Origin of the sequence: Bradyrhizobium sp. JYMT SZCCT0428 (genome assembly GCF_018131075.1) — a bacterium.
Lineage (GTDB): Bacteria > Pseudomonadota > Alphaproteobacteria > Rhizobiales > Xanthobacteraceae > Bradyrhizobium.
Map to the genome: position 1 here is coordinate 56585 of NZ_JAFCLS010000025.1, position 23444 is coordinate 80028.

19 protein-coding genes, 1 tRNA gene and 3 pseudogenes are annotated in these 23444 nt (G+C 63.5%); 17 read left to right on the forward strand and 6 right to left on the reverse strand.

Going from position 1 to position 23444, the window contains the following annotated elements:
- Positions 1 to 230: 230 nt before the first annotated feature.
- On the forward strand, positions 231 to 443 hold the full coding sequence (locus JQ575_RS24575) for a hypothetical protein (RefSeq protein WP_212035730.1): 213 nt from the start codon (positions 231 to 233) through the stop codon (positions 441 to 443).
- Between the two features lie 137 nt (positions 444 to 580).
- Here the strand turns inward: JQ575_RS24575 and JQ575_RS24580 are convergent, their stop codons facing one another.
- Positions 581 to 2269, reverse strand: a complete 1689-nt coding sequence (locus JQ575_RS24580) for an MFS transporter (RefSeq protein WP_212035731.1) — start codon at positions 2267 to 2269, stop codon at positions 581 to 583.
- Positions 2270 to 2418: 149 nt separating this feature from the next.
- Here JQ575_RS24580 and JQ575_RS24585 point away from each other — a divergent pair, with 149 nt between their 5' ends.
- From JQ575_RS24585 to JQ575_RS24615, 7 genes are all read left to right on the forward strand, one after another.
- A complete protein-coding gene (locus JQ575_RS24585; RefSeq protein WP_212035732.1) occupies positions 2419 to 3792 on the forward strand; it encodes a hydrolase in 1374 nt (457 codons plus the stop codon).
- A gap of 163 nt (positions 3793 to 3955) precedes the next feature.
- The gene (locus JQ575_RS24590; protein WP_212035733.1) at positions 3956 to 5359 is read left to right on the forward strand and encodes a cytochrome P450; all 1404 of its coding nucleotides are present in this window, start codon (positions 3956 to 3958) and stop codon (positions 5357 to 5359) included.
- A gap of 57 nt (positions 5360 to 5416) precedes the next feature.
- A complete protein-coding gene (locus JQ575_RS24595; RefSeq protein ID WP_212035734.1) occupies positions 5417 to 6829 on the forward strand; it encodes an adenylate/guanylate cyclase domain-containing protein in 1413 nt (470 codons plus the stop codon).
- A 203-nt stretch (positions 6830 to 7032) separates the two neighbouring features.
- Positions 7033 to 7560, forward strand: a complete 528-nt coding sequence (locus JQ575_RS24600) for a TerB family tellurite resistance protein (RefSeq protein ID WP_212035735.1) — start codon at positions 7033 to 7035, stop codon at positions 7558 to 7560.
- A 215-nt stretch (positions 7561 to 7775) separates the two neighbouring features.
- A complete protein-coding gene (locus tag JQ575_RS24605) occupies positions 7776 to 8555 on the forward strand; it encodes an SDR family oxidoreductase (protein ID WP_212035736.1) in 780 nt (259 codons plus the stop codon).
- Between the two features lie 143 nt (positions 8556 to 8698).
- The gene (locus tag JQ575_RS24610; protein ID WP_212035737.1) at positions 8699 to 9505 is read left to right on the forward strand and encodes a glutamine amidotransferase; all 807 of its coding nucleotides are present in this window, start codon (positions 8699 to 8701) and stop codon (positions 9503 to 9505) included.
- Between the two features lie 129 nt (positions 9506 to 9634).
- Positions 9635 to 10444: an enoyl-CoA hydratase gene (locus tag JQ575_RS24615; RefSeq protein ID WP_192739395.1), complete on the forward strand. Its 810-nt coding sequence runs from the start codon at positions 9635 to 9637 to the stop codon at positions 10442 to 10444.
- Positions 10445 to 10573: 129 nt separating this feature from the next.
- Here JQ575_RS24615 and JQ575_RS24620 read toward each other — a convergent pair.
- A tRNA-Ala gene (locus JQ575_RS24620) sits at positions 10574 to 10649 on the reverse strand.
- Between the two features lie 182 nt (positions 10650 to 10831).
- Here JQ575_RS24620 and JQ575_RS24625 point away from each other — a divergent pair.
- The 3 genes from JQ575_RS24625 to folD are packed head-to-tail and all read left to right on the forward strand — an operon-like array spanning position 10832 to position 12357.
- Complete coding sequence (locus tag JQ575_RS24625; RefSeq protein ID WP_192739394.1) at positions 10832 to 11122, forward strand: YggT family protein; 291 nt, start codon at positions 10832 to 10834, stop codon at positions 11120 to 11122.
- A gap of 19 nt (positions 11123 to 11141) precedes the next feature.
- Complete coding sequence (locus JQ575_RS24630; protein WP_409364812.1) at positions 11142 to 11471, forward strand: DUF167 domain-containing protein; 330 nt, start codon at positions 11142 to 11144, stop codon at positions 11469 to 11471.
- Position 11472: 1 nt separating this feature from the next.
- Positions 11473 to 12357: a bifunctional methylenetetrahydrofolate dehydrogenase/methenyltetrahydrofolate cyclohydrolase FolD gene (folD, locus tag JQ575_RS24635; RefSeq protein ID WP_212035739.1), complete on the forward strand. Its 885-nt coding sequence runs from the start codon at positions 11473 to 11475 to the stop codon at positions 12355 to 12357.
- Between the two features lie 155 nt (positions 12358 to 12512).
- On the opposite strand, the pseudogene JQ575_RS24640 reads toward folD, so the two are convergent.
- The 3 genes and pseudogenes from JQ575_RS24640 to JQ575_RS24650 form a co-directional block, all read right to left on the reverse strand.
- Positions 12513 to 13993, reverse strand: a pseudogene (locus JQ575_RS24640) (M20 family peptidase).
- Between the two features lie 120 nt (positions 13994 to 14113).
- Entirely contained in the window at positions 14114 to 14647 is a 534-nt protein-coding gene (gene ppa, locus JQ575_RS24645; RefSeq protein WP_212035740.1) for an inorganic diphosphatase, read from the reverse strand.
- 223 nt (positions 14648 to 14870) lie between these two features.
- On the reverse strand, positions 14871 to 15380 hold the full coding sequence (locus JQ575_RS24650) for a GNAT family N-acetyltransferase (RefSeq protein WP_192739389.1): 510 nt from the start codon (positions 15378 to 15380) through the stop codon (positions 14871 to 14873).
- Positions 15381 to 15668: 288 nt separating this feature from the next.
- On the opposite strand from JQ575_RS24650, the gene JQ575_RS24655 reads away from it, so the two are divergent.
- From JQ575_RS24655 to JQ575_RS24675, 5 genes and pseudogenes are all read left to right on the forward strand, one after another.
- Complete coding sequence (locus JQ575_RS24655) at positions 15669 to 16568, forward strand: alpha/beta fold hydrolase (RefSeq protein WP_212035741.1); 900 nt, start codon at positions 15669 to 15671, stop codon at positions 16566 to 16568.
- A gap of 7 nt (positions 16569 to 16575) precedes the next feature.
- A pseudogene (locus tag JQ575_RS24660) lies at positions 16576 to 17039 on the forward strand (DUF2269 family protein).
- Positions 17040 to 17048: 9 nt separating this feature from the next.
- Positions 17049 to 18372: pseudogene (locus JQ575_RS24665) on the forward strand (SDR family oxidoreductase).
- Entirely contained in the window at positions 18369 to 18776 is a 408-nt protein-coding gene (locus JQ575_RS24670) for a thiol-disulfide oxidoreductase DCC family protein (protein ID WP_212035742.1), read from the forward strand. Before JQ575_RS24665 ends, JQ575_RS24670 begins: the two are co-directional and overlap by 4 nt.
- Before the next feature lie 6 nt (positions 18777 to 18782).
- Entirely contained in the window at positions 18783 to 19937 is a 1155-nt protein-coding gene (locus tag JQ575_RS24675; protein WP_212035743.1) for a serine hydrolase, read from the forward strand.
- 126 nt (positions 19938 to 20063) lie between these two features.
- Here JQ575_RS24675 and JQ575_RS24680 read toward each other — a convergent pair whose 3' ends face one another.
- Positions 20064 to 21320 (reverse strand): NAD(P)/FAD-dependent oxidoreductase, encoded by a 1257-nt coding sequence (locus tag JQ575_RS24680; protein ID WP_212035744.1) that lies wholly within the window; start codon positions 21318 to 21320, stop codon positions 20064 to 20066.
- Positions 21321 to 21547: 227 nt separating this feature from the next.
- Between JQ575_RS24680 and JQ575_RS24685 the strand changes: the two genes are divergently transcribed.
- A complete protein-coding gene (locus JQ575_RS24685; RefSeq protein ID WP_212035745.1) occupies positions 21548 to 23431 on the forward strand; it encodes a hypothetical protein in 1884 nt (627 codons plus the stop codon).
- The last annotated feature ends 13 nt before the right edge of the window (positions 23432 to 23444 follow it).

Genomic DNA, 23444 nt, shown 5'->3' on the forward strand with positions numbered 1-23444 from the left:
GATGCGACGCAGGCGTTTTTTCGTTTCCCGGGCGCCGCTTTTGCCCGACCAGAGCCTTTTCCGTTCCGATTGAATCGGAACGGGGCTCTATCTTTTGTTCTGACGCGTTTTCTTCACGCGAACCGGGGGGCCACTTCGCTGGAAAACGCTTTGGGGGTCCGGGCTGGCTTTCGCCTGAAAACGCGATAGAAGGCGGGGATCGTTTATTGCTGTGTGTGAAGGCAACTAAGATGACCAGATTTCTTTTCGTTATTCCCTTGGTTCTGATGACCTCAATGGCTTCGGCGCAGCAGCCGGGCCATGACGCCTGCGCCCGCGACGTCTCGCGCTTTTGCCGCGCCCAGATGAATGACGGCGACATGGTCGTGCTGGCCTGCCTGCAGCAGAACCGCGCCCGTATCAGCAAGGGCTGTCAGCAAACGCTGGCGAGCCACGGGCGATAGTTAGTCTCTCCGTCATTCCGGGGCGTGCGAAGCACGAGCCCGGAATCCATTCATCCGCGTAACCTGCCGCCCAATGGATTCCGGCTCATCGCTTCGCGATGCCCTCAGATGCGCAATTGCGCATCGGGGAATGACAATCACGTACTACTCCCCGCCACGGTGGCGACCGGCAACACCTCGTTGGCGGCGCGGTCGGGCGTATCTTCCTTCCAGCGCACCGATCCGAACGGCCGCTCCAGCATGCGGCGCACGCGGATCGGCTCGGGTCCGAGGTGGAAGTCGATCGCGCGCTGATGCAACGCGCGTTCGGATTGCGTCGCGCGGTTGCGCTGGCGCAGATAATCCAGCCAGGTCGGGCAGTGATAGCGTTCGGTCCACAATTCGGGATCGGCGATGTCGCGCGCGATCGACCAGCCATAGGCGCCGTTGCGCTGGCGGCTCAGCTGCACTTCCTGCATCACGTTGTGGAACAGCCGGGCGTTGTCCTGCGCCACGCGATATTCGATCTCGACCACCAGCGGTCCGCTGCGTCCGGTCAGCGACAGCCGCACTTCGGGATCGGCCAGCACTTCGGTGGCGGCCTCGTTGCGCGCGCCGACCGGCGGCATGCGCAGCCAGATGCCGAGAACAGGCGAAACCAGCATCAGGCCTGCGGAGACCAGCAATGCGGTCTCGACGCCGGCGTAGTCCGTCAGATGGCCCCAGCCCCAGCTTCCGACCGCGATGCCGCCGGCGATCGCGGCCTGGAAGGCTGCCAGCGAGCGGCCCGCGACCCAGCGCGGCGCCGAGAGCTGCACGCCGATGTTGAACAGCGCGACCGCCAGCATCCACACGCCGCCGGCGAGCACGAGGGCCGCTGCGGTCAGCGCCGCGTTCTTGCTGAATGCGACGGCGGCAATCGCGCCGGCCATCGATATCGCGCAGGCGCGCACCGCGGCTTCGCCGCTCAGCCGCTTGCGCACTTCGGTGATGTTGAGCGCGCCGATAACGGCGCCCATGCCGAAGGCGCCTAACATGATGCCGTAGGTTTGCGCGCCGCCATGCAAGAGATCGCGCGCCACCAGCGGCATCAGCGCAGAGACCGAACCGCCGATCAGGCCGGTGACCAATGTTCGTATCAGCACGATGCGGATCGACGGCGAGTTGGCGATATAGCGCACGCCGGAGACCATCGCGCGGTTGAGACGCTCGCGCGGCAGGCGTGAGGGCTCGTGGGTCCGGTTCCACAGAAACAGCACGACCATCAGCGGCAGATAGAGCACCGCGTTGACCGCAAACGCCGCGACCGCACCCGCGGTCGCGACCACGATGCCGCCGACCGCCGGTCCAAAGCTGCGCGCGATGTTATAGCTGATGCCGTTGAGCGCGACGGCCTGCGGCAGCGTTTCTGCCGGCACCTGCTCGCTGACCGAGGCCTGCCAGGCCGGCCCGAACAACGCCATGCCGCAGCCGACGATGAAGCACAGCGCCAGCAGCACATTCGGGGTGACGAGGTTGAACCACGCCAGCACGGTCAGTGCGGTGGCGCCGACCAGTGCGATTGACAGCGAGACCAGCGCCACGACGCGCCGGTCGTGCATGTCGGCGATGGCGCCGGCCGGCATCGAGATCAGCATGATGGGGAGCATCAGCGCGGTTTGCACCAACGCGACCTTGTCGGCCGAGGACGTCATCTGCGTCATCGCCCAGGCCGCGCCGACGCCCTGGATCAACAGACCGAGGTTGGAGACCAGGCTGGCGAGCCAGATCCGCCGGAACACCGCGTGCCGCAGCGGCGCTGCGATGCTGTCGGCGGCAAAACGCGAGCGCTTAGGCTGGTCGGTCATGGTCCGTTCCGCCTGTCCCCTGTCACCGATTTGATTCCATTTGCATTTAGAGAGATGCCTGCGAAAACCCTGCCCTGTCCAGTAGTTACGCCGCCCTCGGTGGTGCTAGGACACAGCTAAAGTACTGAAAAGTAACGGAAGGTCATAAAATGAGCCTATCGCGGCGATCGATCCTGAAAAGTGCCGGCGCGCTGCCTTTGCTGGGTAGCCCCTTCGGATTCGGGGCGATGGCACAGGCTGCGCCGGCCGTGCCCGCCGCCACCGATATTCCGCCGATCCTGTTCGTGCATGGCAATGGCGATCATGCCGCGCTCTGGATCACCACGCTGTGGCGGATGGAATCGAACGGCGTGCCGCAAGAGCGGATGTTCGCGATCAATTTCACCGATCCCCTGGCGCGCAGCGACGACAAGGTGGAGCAGCCGAACCGTTCGTCGACCGAAGACCAGCGCCGTGAACTTGGCGAGGCGATCAAGGAACTGAAGCGCCGCACCGGTGCGCCGCGCGTCGCGCTGGTCGGCAATTCGCGCGGCGGCAATTCGATCCGCAACTATGTCAAGAACGGCGGCGGCGGCGATGTCAGCCATGCCGTGCTCTGCGGCGTTCCCAACCACGGCGTCTATGACTGGGATGACGGCCTCGGCGGCGAGTTCAACGGCCGCGGGCCTTTCCTGCGCGGCCTGAACGAGGGCGAAAACGAAGTCACGGTTGGCACGGGATTTCTGACGCTGCGCAGCGACGGCATCGACAAATTCGCGCAAGCCGACGGCCGCTTCGTCGGCAAGCCGGGCACGCCAACCGGCGTGACCGCAGAAGGTCCGGCGCTGAAAGGTGCAACCAATCTGGCGCTCGGGGCCATCGATCATCGCGAGACCGCATACCATCCGCGCGCCTTCCGCGAGATCTACAAATTCATTGCCGGCCGCGAACCGTCGCGTCTCGATATCGTGCCGGAAGCGCAGGTCAAGCTGAGCGGGCTGGTGACGGGCACTCCGACCGGCGTTCAGACCAACCGTCCGGTATCCGGCGCAACGGTCGATGTCTATCGCGTCTCCGCCGAGACCGGCGAACGCAATGGCGGGCCGATTCATTCTTCGCAGACCGGCGCCGATGGCCGCTGGGGTCCGGCGCAGGTCGACCCGAGCTGGTATCTCGAAATCGTGCTGACCTCGCCGCACGCGACCACGACGCATTTTTACCGTTCGCCATTCCCGCGCTCCTCCGACATCCTGCATTTGCGGGCCGCCCGGCCGCTCGGGTCTGCCGATTCCGGTGCCGGCGCTGTCGTGCTGATGTCGCGGCCGCGGGGCTATTTCGGCCTGCCGCGCGACGTGGTGCTGTTCGACGGCAAGGAGCCCAAGGACGTGAAAGCGGGCGTGCCGACCGATTCGGTCACCACCTTGCGGCTTCCGGCCGAGGAGGCAGGCCGCGCCGTGGTGGCGCTGTTCAACCAGGAGCGAATCGTGGCGCGGGCCTGGCCGGCAGCGGAAAACCGGATTGCGGTAGCTGAGCTGACTTATTAGCTGTTTTCTCGACCATTACCGGTGCCGGCGCCTTTGTCATGCCGGGATCGGAGACATAGATAGATCTTGGATAGATTTTGGCCCGCATGAGCGCAGCGATATGCGGGGCTTTGGCACCATCCCGGATATCGCTTCGCTCATCCGGGCTACGAAAGTGGCGCCTATGAGCATTGCCGAAGCCTACGACATGCCGGTCGCGCGACCGCTGGTGCCACCGAGCCCGCCGCGTGCGCCTGACGACATGACGATGCTGCGGCGGATCAAGGCGATCCGCGAGAACGTGATCGGCAGCTGGGGCCAGCGGGCCTATGAAGAGGACATCGTCCGCGGCCGCTTCTTCAGGCGCAGCACTTTCATCCTGAACACGCCAGACGCGATCCGGCATGTCCTGGTCGACAACTACGAGAATTATACGCGCACGCCGGCCAGCTTCCGGGTGCTGCGGCCGCTGGTCGGCGACGGATTGTTGACCGCCGAGGGACGCGCCTGGAAACATCAGCGCCGAACGCTGTCGCCGGCCTTCACGCCGCGCGCGGTGACGACGCTGGTTCCGCACATGCTGTCGGCAACCGATCAGACCATCGCCAAGCTCAGGGCCGCCAGCAATGCGCCGGTCGATTTGCGCCAGGCGATGCAGCGGATGACGCTCGAGATTGCCGGACGCACGATGTTTTCCTTCGGTATGGACCGTCACGGCGCCGCCTTGCGCAATTTCGTGACCGAGTATGGCGAGCGGCTGGCGTCGCCGCATTTTCTCGACATGCTGCTGCCGCCGCGCTGGCCAAGCCCGCAGGATTTCGCGCGCGCCCGCTTCCGCAAGCGCTGGACGGCCTTTGTCGGCATGCTGATGGAAGAGCGCCGCGCCGCCGGCAAGACCGAAGGCGCCCCGCCGCGCGATCTGTTCGACCTGATGGGCGCGGCGCGCGATCCCGAAACCGGCGAGGCCTTCACCGACGAACAGCTCGGCGATGAAGTCGCAACCATGATTCTCGCCGGCCACGAGACGACTGCCACCGCGCTGTTCTGGTCGCTCTATCTTCTGGCGCTCGACCCCACGACCCAGGAGCAGGTTGCGGCCGAGGTACAGGGCGCGAGCGTCAATGGCGAGCTCGCCACCGTAAACGGGGCGGTTGACATCGAACGCTTGACATTCACCCGCGCGGTGGTCGACGAGACCATGCGGCTTTACCCGCCCGCTTTCCTGATCATTCGCGCGGCAGCCGGGCCGGATACGATCGGCGGCATGCCGGTGAAGAAAAACGATGTCGTACTGATCGCGCCATGGCTGCTGCACCGGCATGAAAAACTGTGGCGTGATCCGAACGCGTTCGTGCCCTCGCGGTTCATGACGGGGACGCCGCCCGATCGCTTCGCTTATCTGCCGTTCGGCGTCGGCGCGCGCGTCTGCATCGGCGCGCATTTCGCGCTGGTGGAGGCGGTGCTGGCGCTGGCCAAGATGATCGGCGCGTTCCGTGTCAGCATGGTCGACAAGGCGCCGGTAATGCCGGTCGGCGTGGTGACGACCCAGCCGGACCGCTCACCGCTGTTTGCCATCGTGCCGCGGTGATGCGCATGGCGCATTGCCTGGCTTGGAGGCCCGCCCAATCTGCTCTAGGCTGCGATCATGAGTGACGTCAAAGCGCAATTTTCCATGCTCAATCAGACCGCCGATCCCGCGGTGGCCGATGCGATCCGGCTTGCGGTCGAGAACGGCCAGGATCATGAGCTCAACCGTATCAACGTGCTGGATTTTGCGAAACGCACCGGGCTGGACGAAGAGCGGGTGATTTCGGGCTTTCTGCACGCGTCGCGGCTTGGATTGTTCGACCTGACCTGGAACGTGTTGTGTCCCGGTTGCGGCGGCGTGCTCGGCGCCCACAGTACGCTGAAATCGCTCAGTCCGGACGACTACCATTGCGGTCTTTGCGCCTGCGGTTACGAGGCCTCGGTCGACGAGCAGGTCGAGGTGGCATTTACCGTCAGCCCGCGCGTTCGGCGCATCGCCGCGCATGATCCCAATACGCTGCCGGTCTGGGAATACTACAAGCAGATGTTCTGGAGTTCGGGCATCGATTTCGACGCGGCTGATATCGCGACGCTGGCCGACGAGGTGACGCTGGATACGCTTGAACTGCCGGCGGGCGAGAAGGCGGTGCTGTCGCTGCAATTGCCGAAAGAATTCATCATCGTGTTCGAACCGGTGACGCATTCGGCTGAGTTCATCGACGTTCAGGGCGAGCCGACCAAGGAACGCCAGCAACTGTCGCTGGTCTACAACAAGACCCCGACGCCGACGGGCGGAACCAGGATCCTGCGTCCGGGACCGCTGCGATTGTCGCTCGACAATCAGGCCGATGTGCGGACGTTGCCTACGGTCTTTATCGCTGGCGATGTGATGCATCACCTGATCGGCAAGCGGAAGCCGTTTCTCACGGCCAAGCGGATGCTGTCGAACCAGACCTTCCGCGACGTGTTCAAGGCCGACAATCTCAGCGTCGATCAACGCCTCAAGATCACGTCGCTGACCTTCCTGTTCACCGATCTGAAAGGATCGACTGCTCTGTACGAGCGGGTCGGCGATCTCGCCGCGTTCGACCTGGTGCGCGCGCATTTCCATGCGCTGCTGGAAATCATCTCGTCGGAAAAGGGCGCCGTCGTCAAAACGATTGGCGATGCCGTGATGGCGACGTTCATCAAGCCCGAACATGCGATCGTTGCGGGCTTGCGCATGCGCTCCGCGATGGACGCCCTCAATGCTGCGCGCGGCACCGAGGACCTCGTCGTCAAGATCGGCATTCACGAGGGCCCGTGTCTTGCCGTCATGCTCAACGAGCGGCAGGACTATTTCGGCCAGACCGTGAATATCGCCGCCCGTGTGCAGAGCCTGTCGACTTCGCAGGAAATGCACATCACCGGTCCGGTGATCGAGTCGCCTGCGGTTGCTGGCATCCTCGAGAGGGAAGCGATCAAGCCGATCCAGAAACAGGCGGCGCTGCGCGGCATCGCCGACAAGATCGTGGTGTACGAAATACCGTAGGACAGGTTCCGTCGTTGCGAGCGAAGCGAAGCAATCCATTCCTCCGCTCGCACCGCTATGGGTTGCTTCGCTTCGCTCGCAATGACGCCGTAGGGGCAATAGATTGCCTAAACGTAATGCTTCCCCGGCTGCTCCCGCGCATTGCACAGCCTGATTTTCCACGCCATATAACCGCTACCAATCTTCGTTCCACAGAGGTGTCGATGCTCGACGGACTTCGCCAATTCATCGCCGACATTGTCTCCCCCGATGCGAATCAGGATCGGGCGTTCGACGATACCGGGTATCTTCTGGCGGCGACGGCGCTGCTGGTTCACGTCGTCTCGCTCGACGGCGAGCCGACGGCGCTGGAGAAGCGCAAATTGCACAGCCTGATCGAGAGCCGCTTTGAGCTCGATCCGGGCACCGCGGACCGATTGATCGCCTCGGCGACGCGGGTCGAAGGCGACGCGGTCGATCTCTATCATTTCACCAGCGTCATCATGCGCAGCGTGAATGAGGAGGGCAGGCTCCGCATCGTCGAGATGATGTGGGAAATGGTCTATGCCGACGGTGATGTCACCGAGTTCGAGGATAACGTGCTCTGGCGCGCCGCAGATCTCCTGGGCGTCTCGTCGCGCGACCGGATCGATCTCAAGCACCGTGTCGCGGAGCGGCAAGGAAATTCTGAGGGCAAGTCTGAAGGCAAGCCCCTCGCGGGCGCGTCGAAGGCGGCCGACGCGACGACGTAAGCGGTGCGCCTGGTCGCAGATGACGAAACTTTAATGTGGAGCGCGGCCCGCCATCCCGGCGTGCGATAGGCCCTGAAAATACTGGACTTCGATTCAGTAGGCGCGTGCCTTTGCATGGCGATATGCTTGCGGGGTGGCTTGCGTCACACCACAAGCCTATGCTCTCGTTCTTCCGTTGGGCGGCATTTCCGTAATTCATTTAAGAGCATTCCATCGTGACTGAGCGTGTGGCGCTGATTACCGGTGCATCGGCGGGCATAGGCACCGAACTGGCGCGCGTGTTTGCTTCCAGGGGTCATCGTGTGGCGCTGGTGGCGCGGCGCGCGGACCGGCTGACGGCGTTGGCAGCTGAGATCACGGCGGCCGGCGGTGCTGCGCCGATCGTGATTCCCTGCGATCTCACCCAAACGGGGGCAACCGACCAGATTGCCGACGCACTGACGGCGGCCGGCGTCGAAGTGGAATATGTCGTCAACAATGCGGGCTTCGGCGTGTTCGGCAAGGCGATCCAGCGCGATCGCGCCGATCAGCTCGACATGATCACGGTCAATATCCGTGCGCTGACGGATCTGTCGCTGCGGTTTGCCGATCAGCTGATCCGCCATCGCGGCGGGCTGCTCAACATGGGCTCGGTCGCGGGTTTTCTGCCGGGCCCGGGCATGGCGGTCTATTACGCATCCAAGGCCTATGTATTGTCCTTCACCGAAGCGATGCGGGCGGAACTGGGACCGCGCGGCGTGCGCGTGACCGTGGTGTGTCCCGGCCCGGTGCCGTCGGAGTTCCAGGCCCGCGCCGGCTTCGCGCCCGGATTTGATTCGGTGATCCTCAACGTCCTGCCCGCCGATGTCGCCAAGCAGGCCTATGACGGGCTGATGGCCAACAAGCGCGCGGTGTTGCCCGGGCTTGGCATCAAGATCGTGCCGTTCCTGCTCCGGTTCTTCCCGCGCTCGTTCATCCTGGGGGCGGTCGGCCGTTTCCAGCTGCGCAAGCGCTGAAATGGCGGCGTGATACGCCTCACAGACGCTCTGGCCCGCGATTTGCTTACAGATATTTGCAAATATCTGCAGGCCCCGCATGAACTCACCTGAAATTAAGACTCACTTAGGTATGGTTTTGGTTTGAGGCCCTGAGCACGTCGATGTCGTTCCGGTCGCGAAAAAATGGCGAAAACGTCCTGCCCTTTCCGGGGCGAAGGGCGCTGGCTGCCGCACCGGAAACCCTGCTGCCACCTCTGCTGCCCGTCCTGATCGTCCTACACCAAGAGAGTTCGACGCCGGGCCGGGTCGGCAACGCGCTGCGTGCGCTGGGGCATACCCTCGACATTCGCCGCCCGAGGTTCGGCGATCCCCTGCCGGCGACGCTGGATCTGCATGCCGGCGCGGTGATCTTCGGCGGCCCGATGAGCGCCAATGACAGCGACGAATATGTGCGCCGGGAGATCGACTGGATCGAAATTGCCCTGCGCGAGCAGCGGCCGTTCCTCGGCGTCTGCCTCGGCGCCCAGATGCTCGCCAAACAATTGGGCGCGCCGGTAGCGCCCCATCCGCAAGGCCGTACCCAGATCGGCTACTACCCGATCCGCCCGACGCAAGCCGGCCAGGCGGTCTGCCCGAACTGGCCGGATCAGGTTTACCACTGGCACCGCGAGGGGTTCGCGCTGCCGGCCGGCGCCGAATTGCTGGCGGAGGGTGACGACTTTCCGGTGCAGGCATTCCAGTCCGGCCATGCCTTCGGCTTCCAGTTTCATCCCGACGTGACCTACGCGATGATGCATCGCTGGACCACGCGCTGCGAGACAATGGATTTGCCGGGTGCGCGGGCGCCGCATTCGCACTTCGCCGATCGTGCGGTGCATGACGTCGCCGAGCGCGCGTGGCTGCAGCAATTCATCGCCGGCTGGCTCAAGCGCATGCCGATGTCGATCATGTCGGAAGCGGCCGAATAGCCGCCACGCGGAATTTCCTCGCGCCTTCACGCGCCTTTCAAAACCATCAGATGTGCTAGTCTGTCCGCATGGCGTGGCCGAAAGGCGCGCGCGCGAAATTCAACAACAGAAAACAACGGGGAGATCGCGGTGACCTACCAACACATTCTATACGAAGTGAGCGACAAGGTCGCGACCATCACGCTCAACCGGCCGGACCGCATGAACGCGTGGACCGCGATCATGGAGCGCGACGTGCGCCATGCGATGGAAACCGCTGCTGCCGATGACAATGTGCGCGTCATTGTGCTGACAGGCGCGGGCCGCGCGTTCTGCGCCGGCGCCGATATGGAAGGGCTGAAGGGGATCGATCCCAACGAAATCAGGCGCGGCGAGAACACGCCGTTCGACATGAACCGGCGCGCCGACTGGCAGACGCGCTACGCTTATTATCCGGCGATTCCAAAACCCGTGATCGGCATGCTGAACGGCGCCACCGCCGGCATCGGCCTCGTGCATGCGCTGTATTGCGATCTGCGCTTTGCCGCGGACAACACCGTGTTCACGACCGCGTTCTCGCGCCGCGGGCTGATCGCCGAGCACGGCATCAGCTGGATGCTGCCGCGAATCGTCGGCCACGCCAACGCGCTCGATCTGCTGATGTCCTCGCGCCGCGTCTCCAGCGAGGAGGCGCTGCGCATCGGCCTCGTCAACCGGCTCTATGCGCCGGATCAATTGCGCGAGCAGACCTACGCCTATGCCCGCGACCTCGCCGATTTCGTCTCGCCCAGCGCGATCTCGGTGATCAAGCGCCAGCTCTACGACGTGCCGTTCCAGACGCTGGCCGAGGCCACCATCGACGCCAACCGGGAAATGCAGATCGCGCTCAAGGGCAGCGATTTTAAGGAGGGTGTGGCGAGTTTCATGGAGAAGCGGCCGCCGCGGTTTACGGGGAAGTGAGGGGGTTGTGTGCTTGTGGAACCAGCCCGCCGTCGCCCTTCGGGCTATGGCGCGGCAGCCTTCGCTAGCTTCGCTACGAGAGGGCACGGCAGGGCTTGCCGAGCCGTAGCTTGCGAAGCAAGCGAAGGCTGGTGGAGCCAGGCGGGATCGAACCGCCGACCTCGTCATTGCGAACGACGCGCTCTCCCAGCTGAGCTATGGCCCCATCGCGGCCGCCCAAACTGAGAACAGGCGACCGACAATCGTCGCCATTTACAATCCGGCCCAAGGTCAAGTCAAGAACGGTTAAAGCGCCGATTCCGGGGTCTTTTTGATGGGAACTTCCCTTGTTTGCGGGGGGATGAACCGATATCTAGCAGGTTACCCCACCTGCGAGCCCCCTCCATCATGCGCGCTGTCCTCGACATCATCTCCATCGTCCTCGACCTCTATATCTGGCTCTTGATCGCCTCCGCCATCCTGTCCTGGCTGATCGCCTTCAATGTCGTGAATACGCGCAACCAGTTCGTCGCGGCCGTGGCCGAATTCCTTTACCGGATCACCGAGCCGGTGCTGGCGCCGATACGTCGGATGTTGCCCAGTCTGGGCGGCCTCGATATCTCGCCGATTATCCTGATCCTGATCATCATGTTCATCCAGCGGGTGATCGCCTACTACATCTATCCCAACGTGATCTGATCGAGGGCGCCGCGAATTGATGGATCCTTGGCGTTATTCCACCGAGGGCATCAGTGTGGCGCTGCGGGTCACGCCGCGCGGCGGCCGCGACGACATCGACGGGATTGAGACGCTCGCCAACGGGCGTTCCGTGGTCAAGATTCGCGTTCGCGCCATCGCCGAGGGCGGCGAGGCCAACCGCGCGGTCACCGAGTTGATGGCGAAGGTGCTTGGCGTGCCCAAGGCCAGGGTGAAAATCCTGTCGGGCGCGACATCGCGCCTCAAGCAGGTTGCCGTCGACGGCGACCCCAAATCACTGGGCGACACCTTGCGCAAACTGACCGCAGTCAAACCGGATACGAAGGATTGAGATGACCGCCCGCATCATCGATGGAAAGATCATTGCAGCTGAGCTCCGCGGCCGCGTTGCCGGCGAGGTCGCGCGGATCAAGGCCGCGCATCAGATAATTCCGGGGCTCGCGGTGGTGCTGGTCGGCAGCGACCCGGCGAGCCAGGTCTATGTCCGCAGCAAGCACAAGCAGACCCAGGAAGCCGGCATGGCATCGTTCGAGCACGTGCTGCCCGAAGACGTCGCGCAGGCGGACTTGCTGGCGCTGATCGCGCAACTCAATCGCGATCCCGCCGTGCACGGCATCCTGGTGCAACTGCCGCTGCCGAAATCGCTGCATACCGAAACCGTCATCAATGCGATCGATCCCGCCAAGGATGTCGACGGGCTGCATCCGAACAATGCGGGGCGCCTCGCCGGCGGCTTTGCCGCGCTGTCGCCGTGCACGCCGCTCGGCTGCATTATTCTCACCAAGAGCGTGCATGCCTCGCTCGAAGGCATGAACGCCATCGTGATCGGCCGCTCCAACCTGGTCGGCCGTCCCCTGGTGCAACTGCTGCTCAACGAAAACGCGACCGTGACGATCGCGCATTCGCGCTCGCGCGATCTGGCGCAATTATGCGCCCGCGCCGATCTGGTCTATGCGGCCGTCGGCAAGCCGGAACTGGTGCGCGGCGACTGGATCAAGCCAGGCGCTACCGTGATCGATGTCGGCATCAACCGCCTGCCGGCCGCCGACGGCAAGACGCGCCTGGTCGGCGACGTCGCCTATGCCGAAGCGCTCAACGTCGCCGGTGCGATCACGCCGGTGCCGGGCGGCGTCGGGCAAATGACGGTGGCGTGTCTGCTGGTGAACACGCTGCGCGCGGCGTGTGCGATTCACGGGCTGCCGAAGCCGGCGGTGTGAGTTCTCCCTCGCCCCGCTCTTGCGGGGAGAGGGTTGGGGTGAGGGGCTCTCACCGCGAATGCTCGTGCCAATTGATACCTGTACCCCCTCACCCGATTGCTTCGCAATCCGACCTCTCCCCGCAAGCGGGGCGAGGTTAAGAAACGGAGCGCCCGTCACCCCGCCGCGTTCTCGATCAGCCGCCGATAAAACCGGATCATGTCGGCATAGCCGTCAAGGCTGAGGCGCTCGTTGGTGCCGTGGAAGCGCTTCAGATCGTCGGAATTGGCGCGCACCGGCGAGAAGCGGAAAATCTTGTCGGTGATCCCGGCAAAGTGACGCGAATCGGTCGCGCCCACCATCAGTCCGGGCGCCACGATGACGTCAGGAAAAACCTCGCGGATGGTACGGTTGAGCATCTGGAACGACGGGCTCGCAGTGCCCGTCACCGGTGGCGGATCGGTGTTGCCGGGGAATGGTTTGATCGAAATGCGATCGTTGCGGATCGTGCTGCGCACATGGTCGGTGACGCTGGCCTGGGTGTCGCCCGGGATCATGCGGAAGTTGACGGTGGCTTCGGCGTTGCCGGGCAGCACGTTGTCCTTGTCGCGGCATGGAAAATCGTCAGCGCCGTCGTGGTGCGGATTGTCGCCTCGCTCGGGCCGTTCTTCTCGAACTCGCGGAGCAACAGCGGCTTGAACAGCCACAGGTTCGACAGCACGACGCGGTTGAAACCGTTCATCTCCGGCGCCAGCGTGTCGAACATTTCGGCGACCGTGCCGCGAATATGCATCGGCAGGCGATGGTCTTCGAGCCGCGCCAGCGCCGCGCTCAGCATGCCGATCGCGGTGTCGCGCGGCGGCATCGAGGAATGACCGGGCGTTGCCTGCGCGCTCAGCACCAGCGAGGCGTAGCCCTTTTCGGCAACGCCGATCAGCGCCGCTGATTTGTCAAGGCCCTTGATCATGCCTTCGGTGATCAGGAGGCCCTCGTCGACGACGAAATCGAGGCGGACACCACGCGAGGCCAATAGCGCCGCGATGGCCTTGGCGCCCGCGGTGCCGGCAGTTTCCTCGTCATGGCCAAACGCAAAGTAGATCGTTCGCTTCGGGCGGAAGCCGCCCTTGGTCATCGTCTCGGCGGCCTCCAGCATCGAATAGAGGTTGCCCTTGTCATCCCAGGAGCCGCGGCCCCAGATGAAACCATCGGCAATGACGCCATCAAAAGGCGGCTGCTGCCAGTCCTTCTCGGTGCCGGGCGCGACCGGCACCACGTCCTGATGCGCGAGCAGCGCGATCGGCGGCATTTTATGGTCGGAGCCTTCCCAGGTGTAAAGCAGGCTGTACTGGCCGACGATCTCGCGCTTCGCCGCGGCGTGGAACGCCGGAAAGCTCTTCTCGATATGCGCCTGCATGCCGCGCAAGGCCTCGGCGTGCTGGTCGGGCTTTTCGTGGCTCGAAATGGTGCGGAAGCGGATCGCCTCGCTGAGGCGCGCCGCAACGGCTTGCGCGTCAATCGCAACGCGCGGGATCGCCGCCACCTGAATTTGCCGTGAGCCATGTTTGACGACGTTGAAGACCAGCACGCCGGCGAGGATCACGATAGCAGCGATCAGAAGCAGCGCGAGGTTGCGGATAAATCTGATCAGCCGTCGCATGGGACTCTCCGTCATGGCCGGGGCATAGCCGTCGGCGCGTGACCAAAGACGTGGATGCCCGGCACAAGGCCGGGCATGACGAGATTTATCACAAAGAATTGGTCCCGGGGCGCTAACCGCCTACTTCTTCCCCTGCGCCCGTTCGATGCCTTCGATGATCAGCCTTTGGGCGTCGTTGGCATCGCCCCAGCGCAGCACCTTGACCCATTTGCCGGGTTCGAGATCCTTGTAATGCTCGAAGAAGTGCTGGATCTGCTGCAGCGTGATGTCGGGAAGGTCGTCGTAGTTTTTCACCTTGTCATAACGCTGAGTCAGTTTCGACGTCGGCACCGCGATGATCTTCTCGTCACCGCCGGCCTCGTCTTCCATCAGCAGCACGCCGACCGGCCGTACGCTCATGACGGCGCCCGGCACGATCGCGCGTGTATTGGCGACCAGCACGTCGCAGGGATCGCCGTCGCCGGACAGCGTGTGCGGGATGAAGCCGTAATTGCCGGGATAGCGCATCGCCGTATAGAGGAAGCGGTCGACGACCAGTGTGCCGGCCTCCTTGTCCATTTCATATTTGATCGGCTCGCCGCCGACCGGCACTTCGATGATGACGTTGACGTCATGCGGCGGATTCTTACCGATTGAAATGGCGTCAATGCGCATGGAGGGCTCCGTGGTTGCTTGGCGCAGTCGTGTTTCGACTGGCTGGATGGTCATGCCTGGCAGATGCGCCAAGCGCGGGTTCCGCGCTGGATCCCCGGCGCATCCATCGCATGCAGGCGGCTTTAGAAATGATGGAAGGCAAGGTCAAGCCATACTGAAGGCGCGAGTCGCGCTTTCGTCTGATATGACGATCAGCCCGAAAAATGGGCGTTTCAGGCTTGGTTCAGTTGGTCCAGGCGAAGGCGACCTTGTCGAGCGATTTGGGCCCGAACTTCTCCGACGAGCGGGCGACCATGCGGCCGCCGAGCGCGCGATAGAACTCCGTCGCGGGATCGTTGTCGGACAGCGCCCAGATCACCATGCTCTTGAGGCCGCTCTGCAAGAGATCGCGGCGGGCGGAGGTGAAGAGGCGGCGGCCGAAGCCGAGACCCTGGAATTCCGGACGCAGATAGAGCTCGTAAATTTCGCCTTCGAAATGCAGGCTGCGGGCGCGGTTGCGGCCGTAGTTGGCATAGCCCGCGACCTTGTCGCCGAACACCAGCACGCTGACGCGGCTGCCCTTGCGGATTGCGCTGTCCCACCATTGCGGGCCACGACGGTTGATCAGCTTTTCAAGTTCGGCGCCGGGAATGATGCCCTGATAGGCCGAGCGCCAGGCTTCGTCATGGGTGGACGCCACCGCGGCTGCATCCGCAGCTTTGGCCGGCCGAACCTCGATCAGGGTTGTGCTCATGACCCCAATCAAAGCAAGTCAGCGCGTTGTCTTCAAGGTCCATCGTTAATTATCGGTTAACCTGTGGATTTTCTGCATCAGTTTCCGGTCCGGTTGTACCGAAAAAGGACAAGAGGCTGACTTTACCGGCATTTCGTTGATCCTCGGCCGGGCTAAACCATGCTCAGAATGATATCCGGGAACGTCTCCAGGAATTCCGGCACGGAAAAATGCGCTGGATTTGATTCGCCGCCGGTATTCTGTTGTCGAATTCGGATTCCCCATCCTTCGGCTGCGTCAGGCCAATCCATGCATCCGGCTAAAGTGTTAATCGCAGTGGTTGTGCTTGCCGCGCTCGGTGTGAAGCCCGGTGAGGCCCAGCAAAACCTCGGCGCGCAAGGCACCGAGGGCGAACCTAATCGCCTGCAGCAATGGCTGGTGCCGTCGCCTGACTTCGGTCCCCCGTCGCATGCGGTGTTGTTTCGTCCACCGGGCGCCGGCCCGTTTCCGCTCGCGTTGATTGCGCATGCCACCACCCAGAACGTGTTGCGTCGCGCGCAAATGCCGCAGCCCGAATACCGCGCGCTCGCCGCGTGGCTGGTGGCGCGCGGCTTTGCCGTTCTGGTGCCGGAGCGTCCAGGCCATGGCGCCACGGGCGGCAAATACCTTGAAGACCAGGGCGGCTGCGACGAGGCTGATTACGCCAGGTCAGGCCGCGTCACCGCTGATGTGATCGCGGCGGCAACGGGCTTCGTGCGCAAGCAACCGTTCATCCGGTCAGACGGAATGATCGTGATCGGGCACTCGGCCGGCGGCTGGGGCGCGCTGGCGCTGGCCAGTGAAGACCCGAAGGACGTTGCCGCCATCATCGCCTTTGCGCCCGGCCGCGGCGGCCGTGCCAATGATTTTCCGGGTCAGGTCTGCGCGCCGCACACGCTGATGGCCGCCGCACGGGAATTCGGAAAAACCGCGCGCGTGCCCGTCACATGGCTGGTGGCGGCCAATGACAGCTATTTTTCGCCTGTTCTGTCGCGGCAACTGGCGGACGCGTTCCGCAGCGCCGGCGGCAAGGTCGATTTCCGCGTGCTCGGGGCCTATGGCAGTGAAGGGCACTGGCTGCCGGAAACCGAAGCTGGTGTAACAAGCGTCGCCAATGAACTCGATCGCGCCCTGAAGCTGCGCGCGCAAAGCCCGGCCAAAAAACGATGACGCAACGATGACGCTGTATTTCGCGATCAAATATCTGCACGTGCTTGGCGCCATCGTCATTCTCGGCACCGGCAGCGGCATCGCGTTTTTCATGCTGATGGCGCATCGCAGCGGTGACGCTTCCTTCATCGCCCGCACCGGGTCGACGGTGGTGTCGACATGCTGTTTACGCTGACGGCGGTGCTGCTGCAGCCCGTCACCGGCGGTCTTTTGATGATGCTGTCATCGACGGGCCTTAACGAACTCTGGATTTCGGCCTCGCTCGGGCTGTACGCGGTAGCGGGACTGTTCTGGGTGCCAGTGATTTTCATGCAGATCGAGATGCGCGATCTCGCGCGCGCAGCCGCCGCGCAGAGCACGCCGCTGCCGCCGCGGTATTTCGCGCTATTCCGGCGCTGGTTTCTGTTCGGTATTCCAGGCTTTGGTTCGGTCATGGCGATCCTGTGGCTGATGATCGCGAAGCCGGTTTAGGTGGGGCAAATGAACGCGGAAATTTCATCGCGCAAAATCCTCGTCCTCGGCGCTTCCGGCCTGATCGGCAGGTACATCACCGATGATCTGCGATTGCGGGGCTTTCAGGCGATCGGGATCGCGCGGCATTTCGAGCCGTCGCAAAAAATCAGCGCCTCCGACCTTGAGCTTCCGATCATGTCGATGGACGCAGCCTCGCTGGCGCGGTTGATCCGCGAGCGCGAGATCGATGTCGTGATCAATTGCCTCGGCGTGCTGCAGGACGGCCCCGGCAGCGACACCCGTGCGGTGCATCGCGATTTCGTCGAACGGCTGCTGGCGGCGATCCGCGACAGCGGCCGCGCGGTGCGCTTCGTTCACATCTCGATCCCCGGCACCGCCGATGACGACCGCACCGCCTTCAGCACGACCAAGCGCGAGGCCGAGCGGCTGATTGCCGCGTCCGGCATTCCTTACGCGATCCTGCGGCCGGGCTTTGTCGTGGCTCCGGCGGCCTATGGCGGCAGCGCGATGCTGCGCGCGCTGGCGGCATTTCCGCTGCAATTGCCCGGCGATGAATCGGCGACGCCGTTCCAGCCGGTCGCGGTCGAGGATATCGCGGCGACCATCGCCTGGCTTGCCACGCGCGACATCGGCGATCCCGCAACAAATGCCGTGGCGTGGGACCTGATGCAGCCGCAGCCGATCACGCTTGGCAATGTGATCGATCAATTCCGCTGGTCGCGCGGCACCTCCCGCATGCCGCGGATCACGCTTCCCGGTTTCCTGCTCAATCTCGGTGCCAGGTCGGGCGACCTCGCCAACAGGCTGGGCTGGATGCCGCCGATGCGCTCCACGGCGATCGCCGAACTGCGCCGCGGCGTCACCGGCGATCCCGCAAGCTGGGTGGCCGCGACCGGCATCGTGCCGAAGACGCTGGCGCAGGCGGTGGGCGGGCATGCCGCCACCATCCAGGACAAATGGTTCGCGCGACTGTTCCTGGTCAAGGCGCTCGTGATCGCCAGCCTTGCGGTGTTCTGGGTGGTGTCCGGGTTCATCTCGCTGGTCATCTCTTTTACTGCCGCCGCCGATATTCTGCGGGCGCACGGTTTTCCGTCGTGGCTGGTCAATCCTATGACTGCTGTCACCAGCCTGATGGACATGAGCATCGATCGCCTTCCGTCGCACAGCGGCGGCGGGGTTGATCGCCGGCATCGTCGTCGCGCTGGGCTACATGGTCGGCGCTGCGATCCTGACGCCGGATCTCTGGATCGAGCCGCTCGGCGCGCTGGTCAAGACGGGGCCGGCAATCGTGCTGATGTTTGTGGCGCTGCTGACGCTGGACAATAGATGACGGTATGGCCGGACGATGACGTGATCCTCTACGACGGCGTGTGCATCTTCTGCTCGCGCTGGGTCCGCTTCGTCGCCACGCGGGACGTTGAGCGCCGTTTTCGCTTCACGCCGATCCAGTCCGGCTACGGCACGCGGCTGGCGCAGGCCTTCGGCATCAATCCTGACGATCCCGATACCAATGCCGTCGTTCATGGCGGCGTCGCTTATTTCAAATCCGACGCGGCGCTAACGGTGCTCGGCGCGTTGCCCGGCTGGGGATGGACGCGCGCACTGTTTGCGGTGCCGAAGCCGTTGCGTGACGGCGTCTACAGCCTCGTCGCACGTAACCGCTATCGGATTTTCGGCAAGTATGAGCAATGTTTTGTGCCCGATGCCGATATGCGCGCTCGGGTGATGGAGTAGATTCGCATGACTGGCGCCATTGCGCATCCAAGACACCACGTCCCGGAGGGTGAGGATTTTCTGCTGCTGTCGCCGACCGAGCAGGCCTACGCCTATCGCAATGTCGATCGCATGTTCGTGACGCGGGCGATCCGCCGCGGCACATCAGTTCTTCCACTGCAGCGCGGCGAAGAGATCTCACCGCATTATCAGGCCGATGGGAAAACGCACGGCGTCGATGCGTATTTCGGCCGTGCCAATGTTGCGGGGTTGCTTGTCATCAAGGACGAAAAAATCGTTCTGGAACGCTACGCGCTCGGGCTGGAGGAGAACGTTCGCTGGTCCTCGATGTCGATGATCAAATCGCTGACATCGACGCTGATCGGCGCCGCCTTGCAGCAGGGCGCCATCGGCAGTCTCGACGACGCGGTTTCGAAATATATCCCGGCATTGCGCGGCTGCGCCTATGACGCCGTCACCATTCGCCACCTGATCACGATGTCCTCCGGCGTGCGGTGGAATGAGGATTACACCGACCGGAATTCCGACGTGAACCGCTACAGCAAATCGCTCGGCGACAAGGTCCCCGGCGGCGTGCTGGCGCTGATGCGCAGCCTGAAGGCCGAACACCGGCCCGGCAGTCACTTCAACTACAACAGCGGCGATACCTATCTGCTCGGCAGCCTGCTGACGGCCGCGACAGGGAAAACGCTGACCGATTACATGTCGGAGACGATCTGGTCGCCGCTCGGCATGGAATTCGACGCGTTCTATACGCTGGAGTCCGAAGGCGGCCAGGAAATCGGCGGCAGCCGTGCCGGAATAGCTTTGCGCGATTTTGGCCGCTTCGGCGTGTTTCTCTTGCGCGGCGGCGTGATCGATGGTGCGCCCATGCTGCCATCCGACTGGATCGAAAGCGCCGCCCATCCCGCCTTCGTCCTCGATCCCGAAACCAATCGCTACGGCGCACGGGGATACGGCTACAGCTGGTGGATCGATCCCGACGGTTCGATGGTCGCCCTCGGCTTTGCCGGCCAGGCGCTCTACGTCAACCGGAAAGCGCGAGCCGTGATCGTCACGCTATCGTGCCAGCCGCAGCCGCCTTATGCGGCGAGCTATGGTGTTGATCTCAAGGCGGAGCAGCATCTGTTCAAGAATGCGGTGCTGGCGGAGTTGGGGTGATCAAAGACTGACTTGTTCTGACGCTCTTTGATCCGTCATTGCGAGCGAAGCGAAGCAATCCATTCTTTCTTTGTCGCGGCATGGATTGCTTCGTCGCTTTGCTCCTCGCAATGACGCACGAAGCCATCACTTCGCCAACGTACCCAAAACCTCCCCCGCCGCCCGCTCCCCCGAATCCCTTGCCCCATGCGCGGTCGAGAAAAACCCCGGCGAGGTTGCCTCTCCTGCAAAGAACAAGCGTCCATCCACGGGCGCGGCCAGCAGCGCGCGGTCGCCGGCGTGGCCGGGCAGGGCGTGGGAATACGAGCCGCGGGCGAAGGGGTCGTGGGCCCAGCGCGATTCCGCGAGCGGCTTTAATTTGCGGCGGAAGTCGTTGCCGAGGAAGCCTGCAATCTCGTTGATGCTTTCGGCGGCCAGTGCGCCGGGGCCGGCATCTTCCAGCGATCGCGCAAAGCGGCCGCCGAAAAAGCCTTCGATGCAGGGCTGGCCGAACGGTCGCAGATGATAGGTGCCCATCGCCGTGCGCATGGTGGCGCCGCGCAGGCTGCCGTCCTTCGGCAGGTCATCGCCATCGCTGAGCGCCAGCATCACCTTGTCGGCGAGACCAAGCGGTAGGCCGCACGCGGCGTCGAGCTTTGCCGGCAGAGCGGGATGAAAGCGGATGGCTTCATCCGCGATCAGGTTGGTCGGGACGGTGACGATCACCCTGTCTGATATCAGCGTGCCCTGCGACGTCTCGATACGAATGCGTTTTCCCGAATGGTCGATCAGCGTCACCGCGCAGTTGAGCGCGAGCGGGATCGAGGCGCCGTAGGCTGTGACCAGCGCGCCATAGCCGCGACGGACGCGCCAGTTGATCTCGGTGTCTTCATAGGCGTCCATGTCCAGGATCGAGACCTGATCCAGTTCGCAGCCGTTGACGTAGGTCGAGATCGCATCGATCATCGGGTTCCAGCGATTGCCGGGCTCGAGACAAAGATCGGCGGCGCTGTCGCGACCGCTCTGCCCGGCCTGCTGCGCGGCTTCCCCGGCGCGGTCGTAGAAGGCGTCGAGCGCCTTCAGGAACTCCGCCCGCTGCTCAACCGGAAACGCCTTGTTGTGCGCCTGCTCGCGCCAGGGCGGGCGGTTCCTGTCGATTGCGAACTTCAGTTGCTCGGCGATCGCGACGAATGAATTTTCATCCGCCGAATGCAGCCAGCCGCAGCCGAGGTCGAAGGTGACGTCTGGTGCTGCCTGAATCGTATGGGCGCGGCCGCCGACGCGGTCGCGCGCTTCCAGCACGACGCAGGAGAGCTTGGACGCCTTCAGTGCATGCGCGGCACCGAGGCCAGCGGCGCCGGCGCCGATGATGGCAACATCGACTTCGGAGGGGAGGGTCGTCATATCCGAGCCTCTAGCACGTTCGCCAGGGGGCCTGAAGCCGGTCCGCAGCGGGCTGCCGGTCCATGGCAGGCAGGGGAGGGATGCGGTTTTCGCATCGATCGGCCGGTCTCGGCCATGGCCGGCGGGCGATGCGACATCTTTGCGAAAAAGAGCGACTTGTTTCTCCCCTTGTAGTTGTGTTGAATGGATCGTTCTCCTTGACGTCATTTCAGGTCTGGATTTCAGCCATGGCCGAATTCGATCCCGCCACCGCGCGGAAGAGAACCGCGATCCTTGTCGTTCACGGCATCGGCAGCCAACGCGCGCTGGAAACGGTGCGCGGCGTCATACGGGGCGTCTGGCTGGACGAGAAAAACCCGGCCGACAAAGGCAAGCGGATCTGGACGCATCCGGAAAGGGACGGCTCCGACATCGACCTGGCGGTGATGACGACGAACACGGTGCCGGATTCGCCCGATGGCCGCCTTGTCGATTTCCACGAATTATACTGGGCTCACCTGATGAGTGAGACCAAGGCCGTCGCGGTGCTGCTCTGGCTGTACGAGCTGGTCCGGAAGGGGCCGATCATGAAGCTCGGCATGAACGGGCTTTGGTGGGCCGCGGCCATTTTCCTGTGCCTGATGAATCTCTCCTTCGCGGTGCTGGTGTTGCAGGGCATTCTGCTGTTTTCGGGAAACGTTGCGCAGATCATGCTGGTCGCGCCGTTCCTGCTGCTGTTCGCCAGCCTGATCGTGGGCCTCGTTGTCGCGGCGAAATGGAAGGCCTTCCGCCTCATCAAGCTGCTCGCACTTTTTTGCGTCATCGGGATTGTCGTCATTGCGACTTACTTCATCGTCGAGAAGTTTTTTCCGGGCGATCGCAACGTTCCTGACGGGGCTGAACTCTTTACGCTGGTCGCACTACCCACGCTGATTGCGCTGCTGGCGAGCTTTATGCTCATGGGCCGTCAGGGCTTGCGCGCTTTTTGCCGCGCGCTTGTGATTTCAGTGGTCGTGTTTGGCATCTTTGTCGGCACCGACCGGTACTGGCATCCGGACACCTCCCTTGCCGTTACCATGGTCAAGGCCTGGGTATGGGGACTGAACTCGCCGTGGAGCGTCGCGGCGGCGTCGGCCGTGATCGGGCTCTATTTGATCGTCAATGCCGCATTCCTGCAGCCGTATCTCGGCGATGCCGCGCGCTACTTCCGCAATTCACCGGCCAACGTGGCGGTGCGGCGGGCGATCAGGAAAGAGGCCGTGGATCGGCTTGCAAACCTCCACGCGTCCGGCCAGTACGATCGCGTCGTCGTCGTCGCGCACAGCCTCGGTACCGTCGTCGCCTACGACATGCTGCGCGCCTATTTCAGCCGGGTCTGCAATGAGTTGCCGCCTGTCGAAGAACTGGGCGCGGATTTTGACGCCATCGATAGCGCCACATGGCAGCCGGAAGACGCCAAGGCAACGATCGAGGACAAGAAGGCGTTGCGGATCAAGGCGCGCGCCACGATCGCCAGCATCGCCGCTGCCGCGGCGAAACCCACGCCCCAGCAGCAAACGCCCAAAAGCTGGCTGGTTACCGACTTCGTTACGCTGGGAAGCGCGCTGACCCACGCTTACTTCCTGATGTGCCTGGGCAAGACCGCGGCGGATCTGAAAGCCGAGGGAAGGCTGAATACCGAGCAGGATCTAAAGGATGATTTCGCCCGGCGCGTCGGGGAAAGAGAGTTTCCGACCTGCCCGCCGAAACGGCTCGATCGAGACGGCTTGCTGACCTTCACCAATCCGAAGACGCACAGGAAGCAAATTCATAACGGCGCGTTGTTCGGATTGACCCGGTGGAGCAACATCTATTTTCCCCGGCGTCAGCTGTTCTGGGGAGATGCCATCGGCGGCGCGCTATCGCCGATCTTCGGCTATCACATCGTCGATCTCGCGGTCTCGACCAGGAAGGCAGGGGGTGACGACTTCTTCACCCACACGGCCTATTGGGACGTGCGTCGTGCGCCCGACACCTGTCAGGCGCCGCATATCGTCACGCTGCGCAACGCCATCGATCTGGCCGAAAATGCCACCGCCGCCATCGACCTGGTCGATGACGGCGACGATCCGAGCACGCACGAGGGGAATTGACGCCAGAGCGTTT

Coding starts and splice junctions, on each gene's coding strand:
- JQ575_RS24575 (WP_212035730.1), top strand. CDS start 231: ATGACCAGATTTCTTTTCGTTATTCCCTTGGTTCTGATGACCTCAATG.
- JQ575_RS24580 (WP_212035731.1), bottom strand. CDS start 2,269: ATGACCGACCAGCCTAAGCGCTCGCGTTTTGCCGCCGACAGCATCGCA.
- JQ575_RS24585 (WP_212035732.1), top strand. CDS start 2,419: ATGAGCCTATCGCGGCGATCGATCCTGAAAAGTGCCGGCGCGCTGCCT.
- JQ575_RS24590 (WP_212035733.1), top strand. CDS start 3,956: ATGAGCATTGCCGAAGCCTACGACATGCCGGTCGCGCGACCGCTGGTG.
- JQ575_RS24595 (WP_212035734.1), top strand. CDS start 5,417: ATGAGTGACGTCAAAGCGCAATTTTCCATGCTCAATCAGACCGCCGAT.
- JQ575_RS24600 (WP_212035735.1), top strand. CDS start 7,033: ATGCTCGACGGACTTCGCCAATTCATCGCCGACATTGTCTCCCCCGAT.
- JQ575_RS24610 (WP_212035737.1), top strand. CDS start 8,699: ATGTCGTTCCGGTCGCGAAAAAATGGCGAAAACGTCCTGCCCTTTCCG.
- JQ575_RS24625 (WP_192739394.1), top strand. CDS start 10,832: ATGCGCGCTGTCCTCGACATCATCTCCATCGTCCTCGACCTCTATATC.
- JQ575_RS24630 (WP_409364812.1), top strand. CDS start 11,142: ATGGATCCTTGGCGTTATTCCACCGAGGGCATCAGTGTGGCGCTGCGG.
- folD (WP_212035739.1), top strand. CDS start 11,473: ATGACCGCCCGCATCATCGATGGAAAGATCATTGCAGCTGAGCTCCGC.
- ppa (WP_212035740.1), bottom strand. CDS start 14,647: ATGCGCATTGACGCCATTTCAATCGGTAAGAATCCGCCGCATGACGTC.
- JQ575_RS24650 (WP_192739389.1), bottom strand. CDS start 15,380: ATGAGCACAACCCTGATCGAGGTTCGGCCGGCCAAAGCTGCGGATGCA.
- JQ575_RS24655 (WP_212035741.1), top strand. CDS start 15,669: ATGCATCCGGCTAAAGTGTTAATCGCAGTGGTTGTGCTTGCCGCGCTC.
- JQ575_RS24670 (WP_212035742.1), top strand. CDS start 18,369: ATGACGGTATGGCCGGACGATGACGTGATCCTCTACGACGGCGTGTGC.
- JQ575_RS24675 (WP_212035743.1), top strand. CDS start 18,783: ATGACTGGCGCCATTGCGCATCCAAGACACCACGTCCCGGAGGGTGAG.
- JQ575_RS24680 (WP_212035744.1), bottom strand. CDS start 21,320: ATGACGACCCTCCCCTCCGAAGTCGATGTTGCCATCATCGGCGCCGGC.
- JQ575_RS24685 (WP_212035745.1), top strand. CDS start 21,548: ATGGCCGAATTCGATCCCGCCACCGCGCGGAAGAGAACCGCGATCCTT.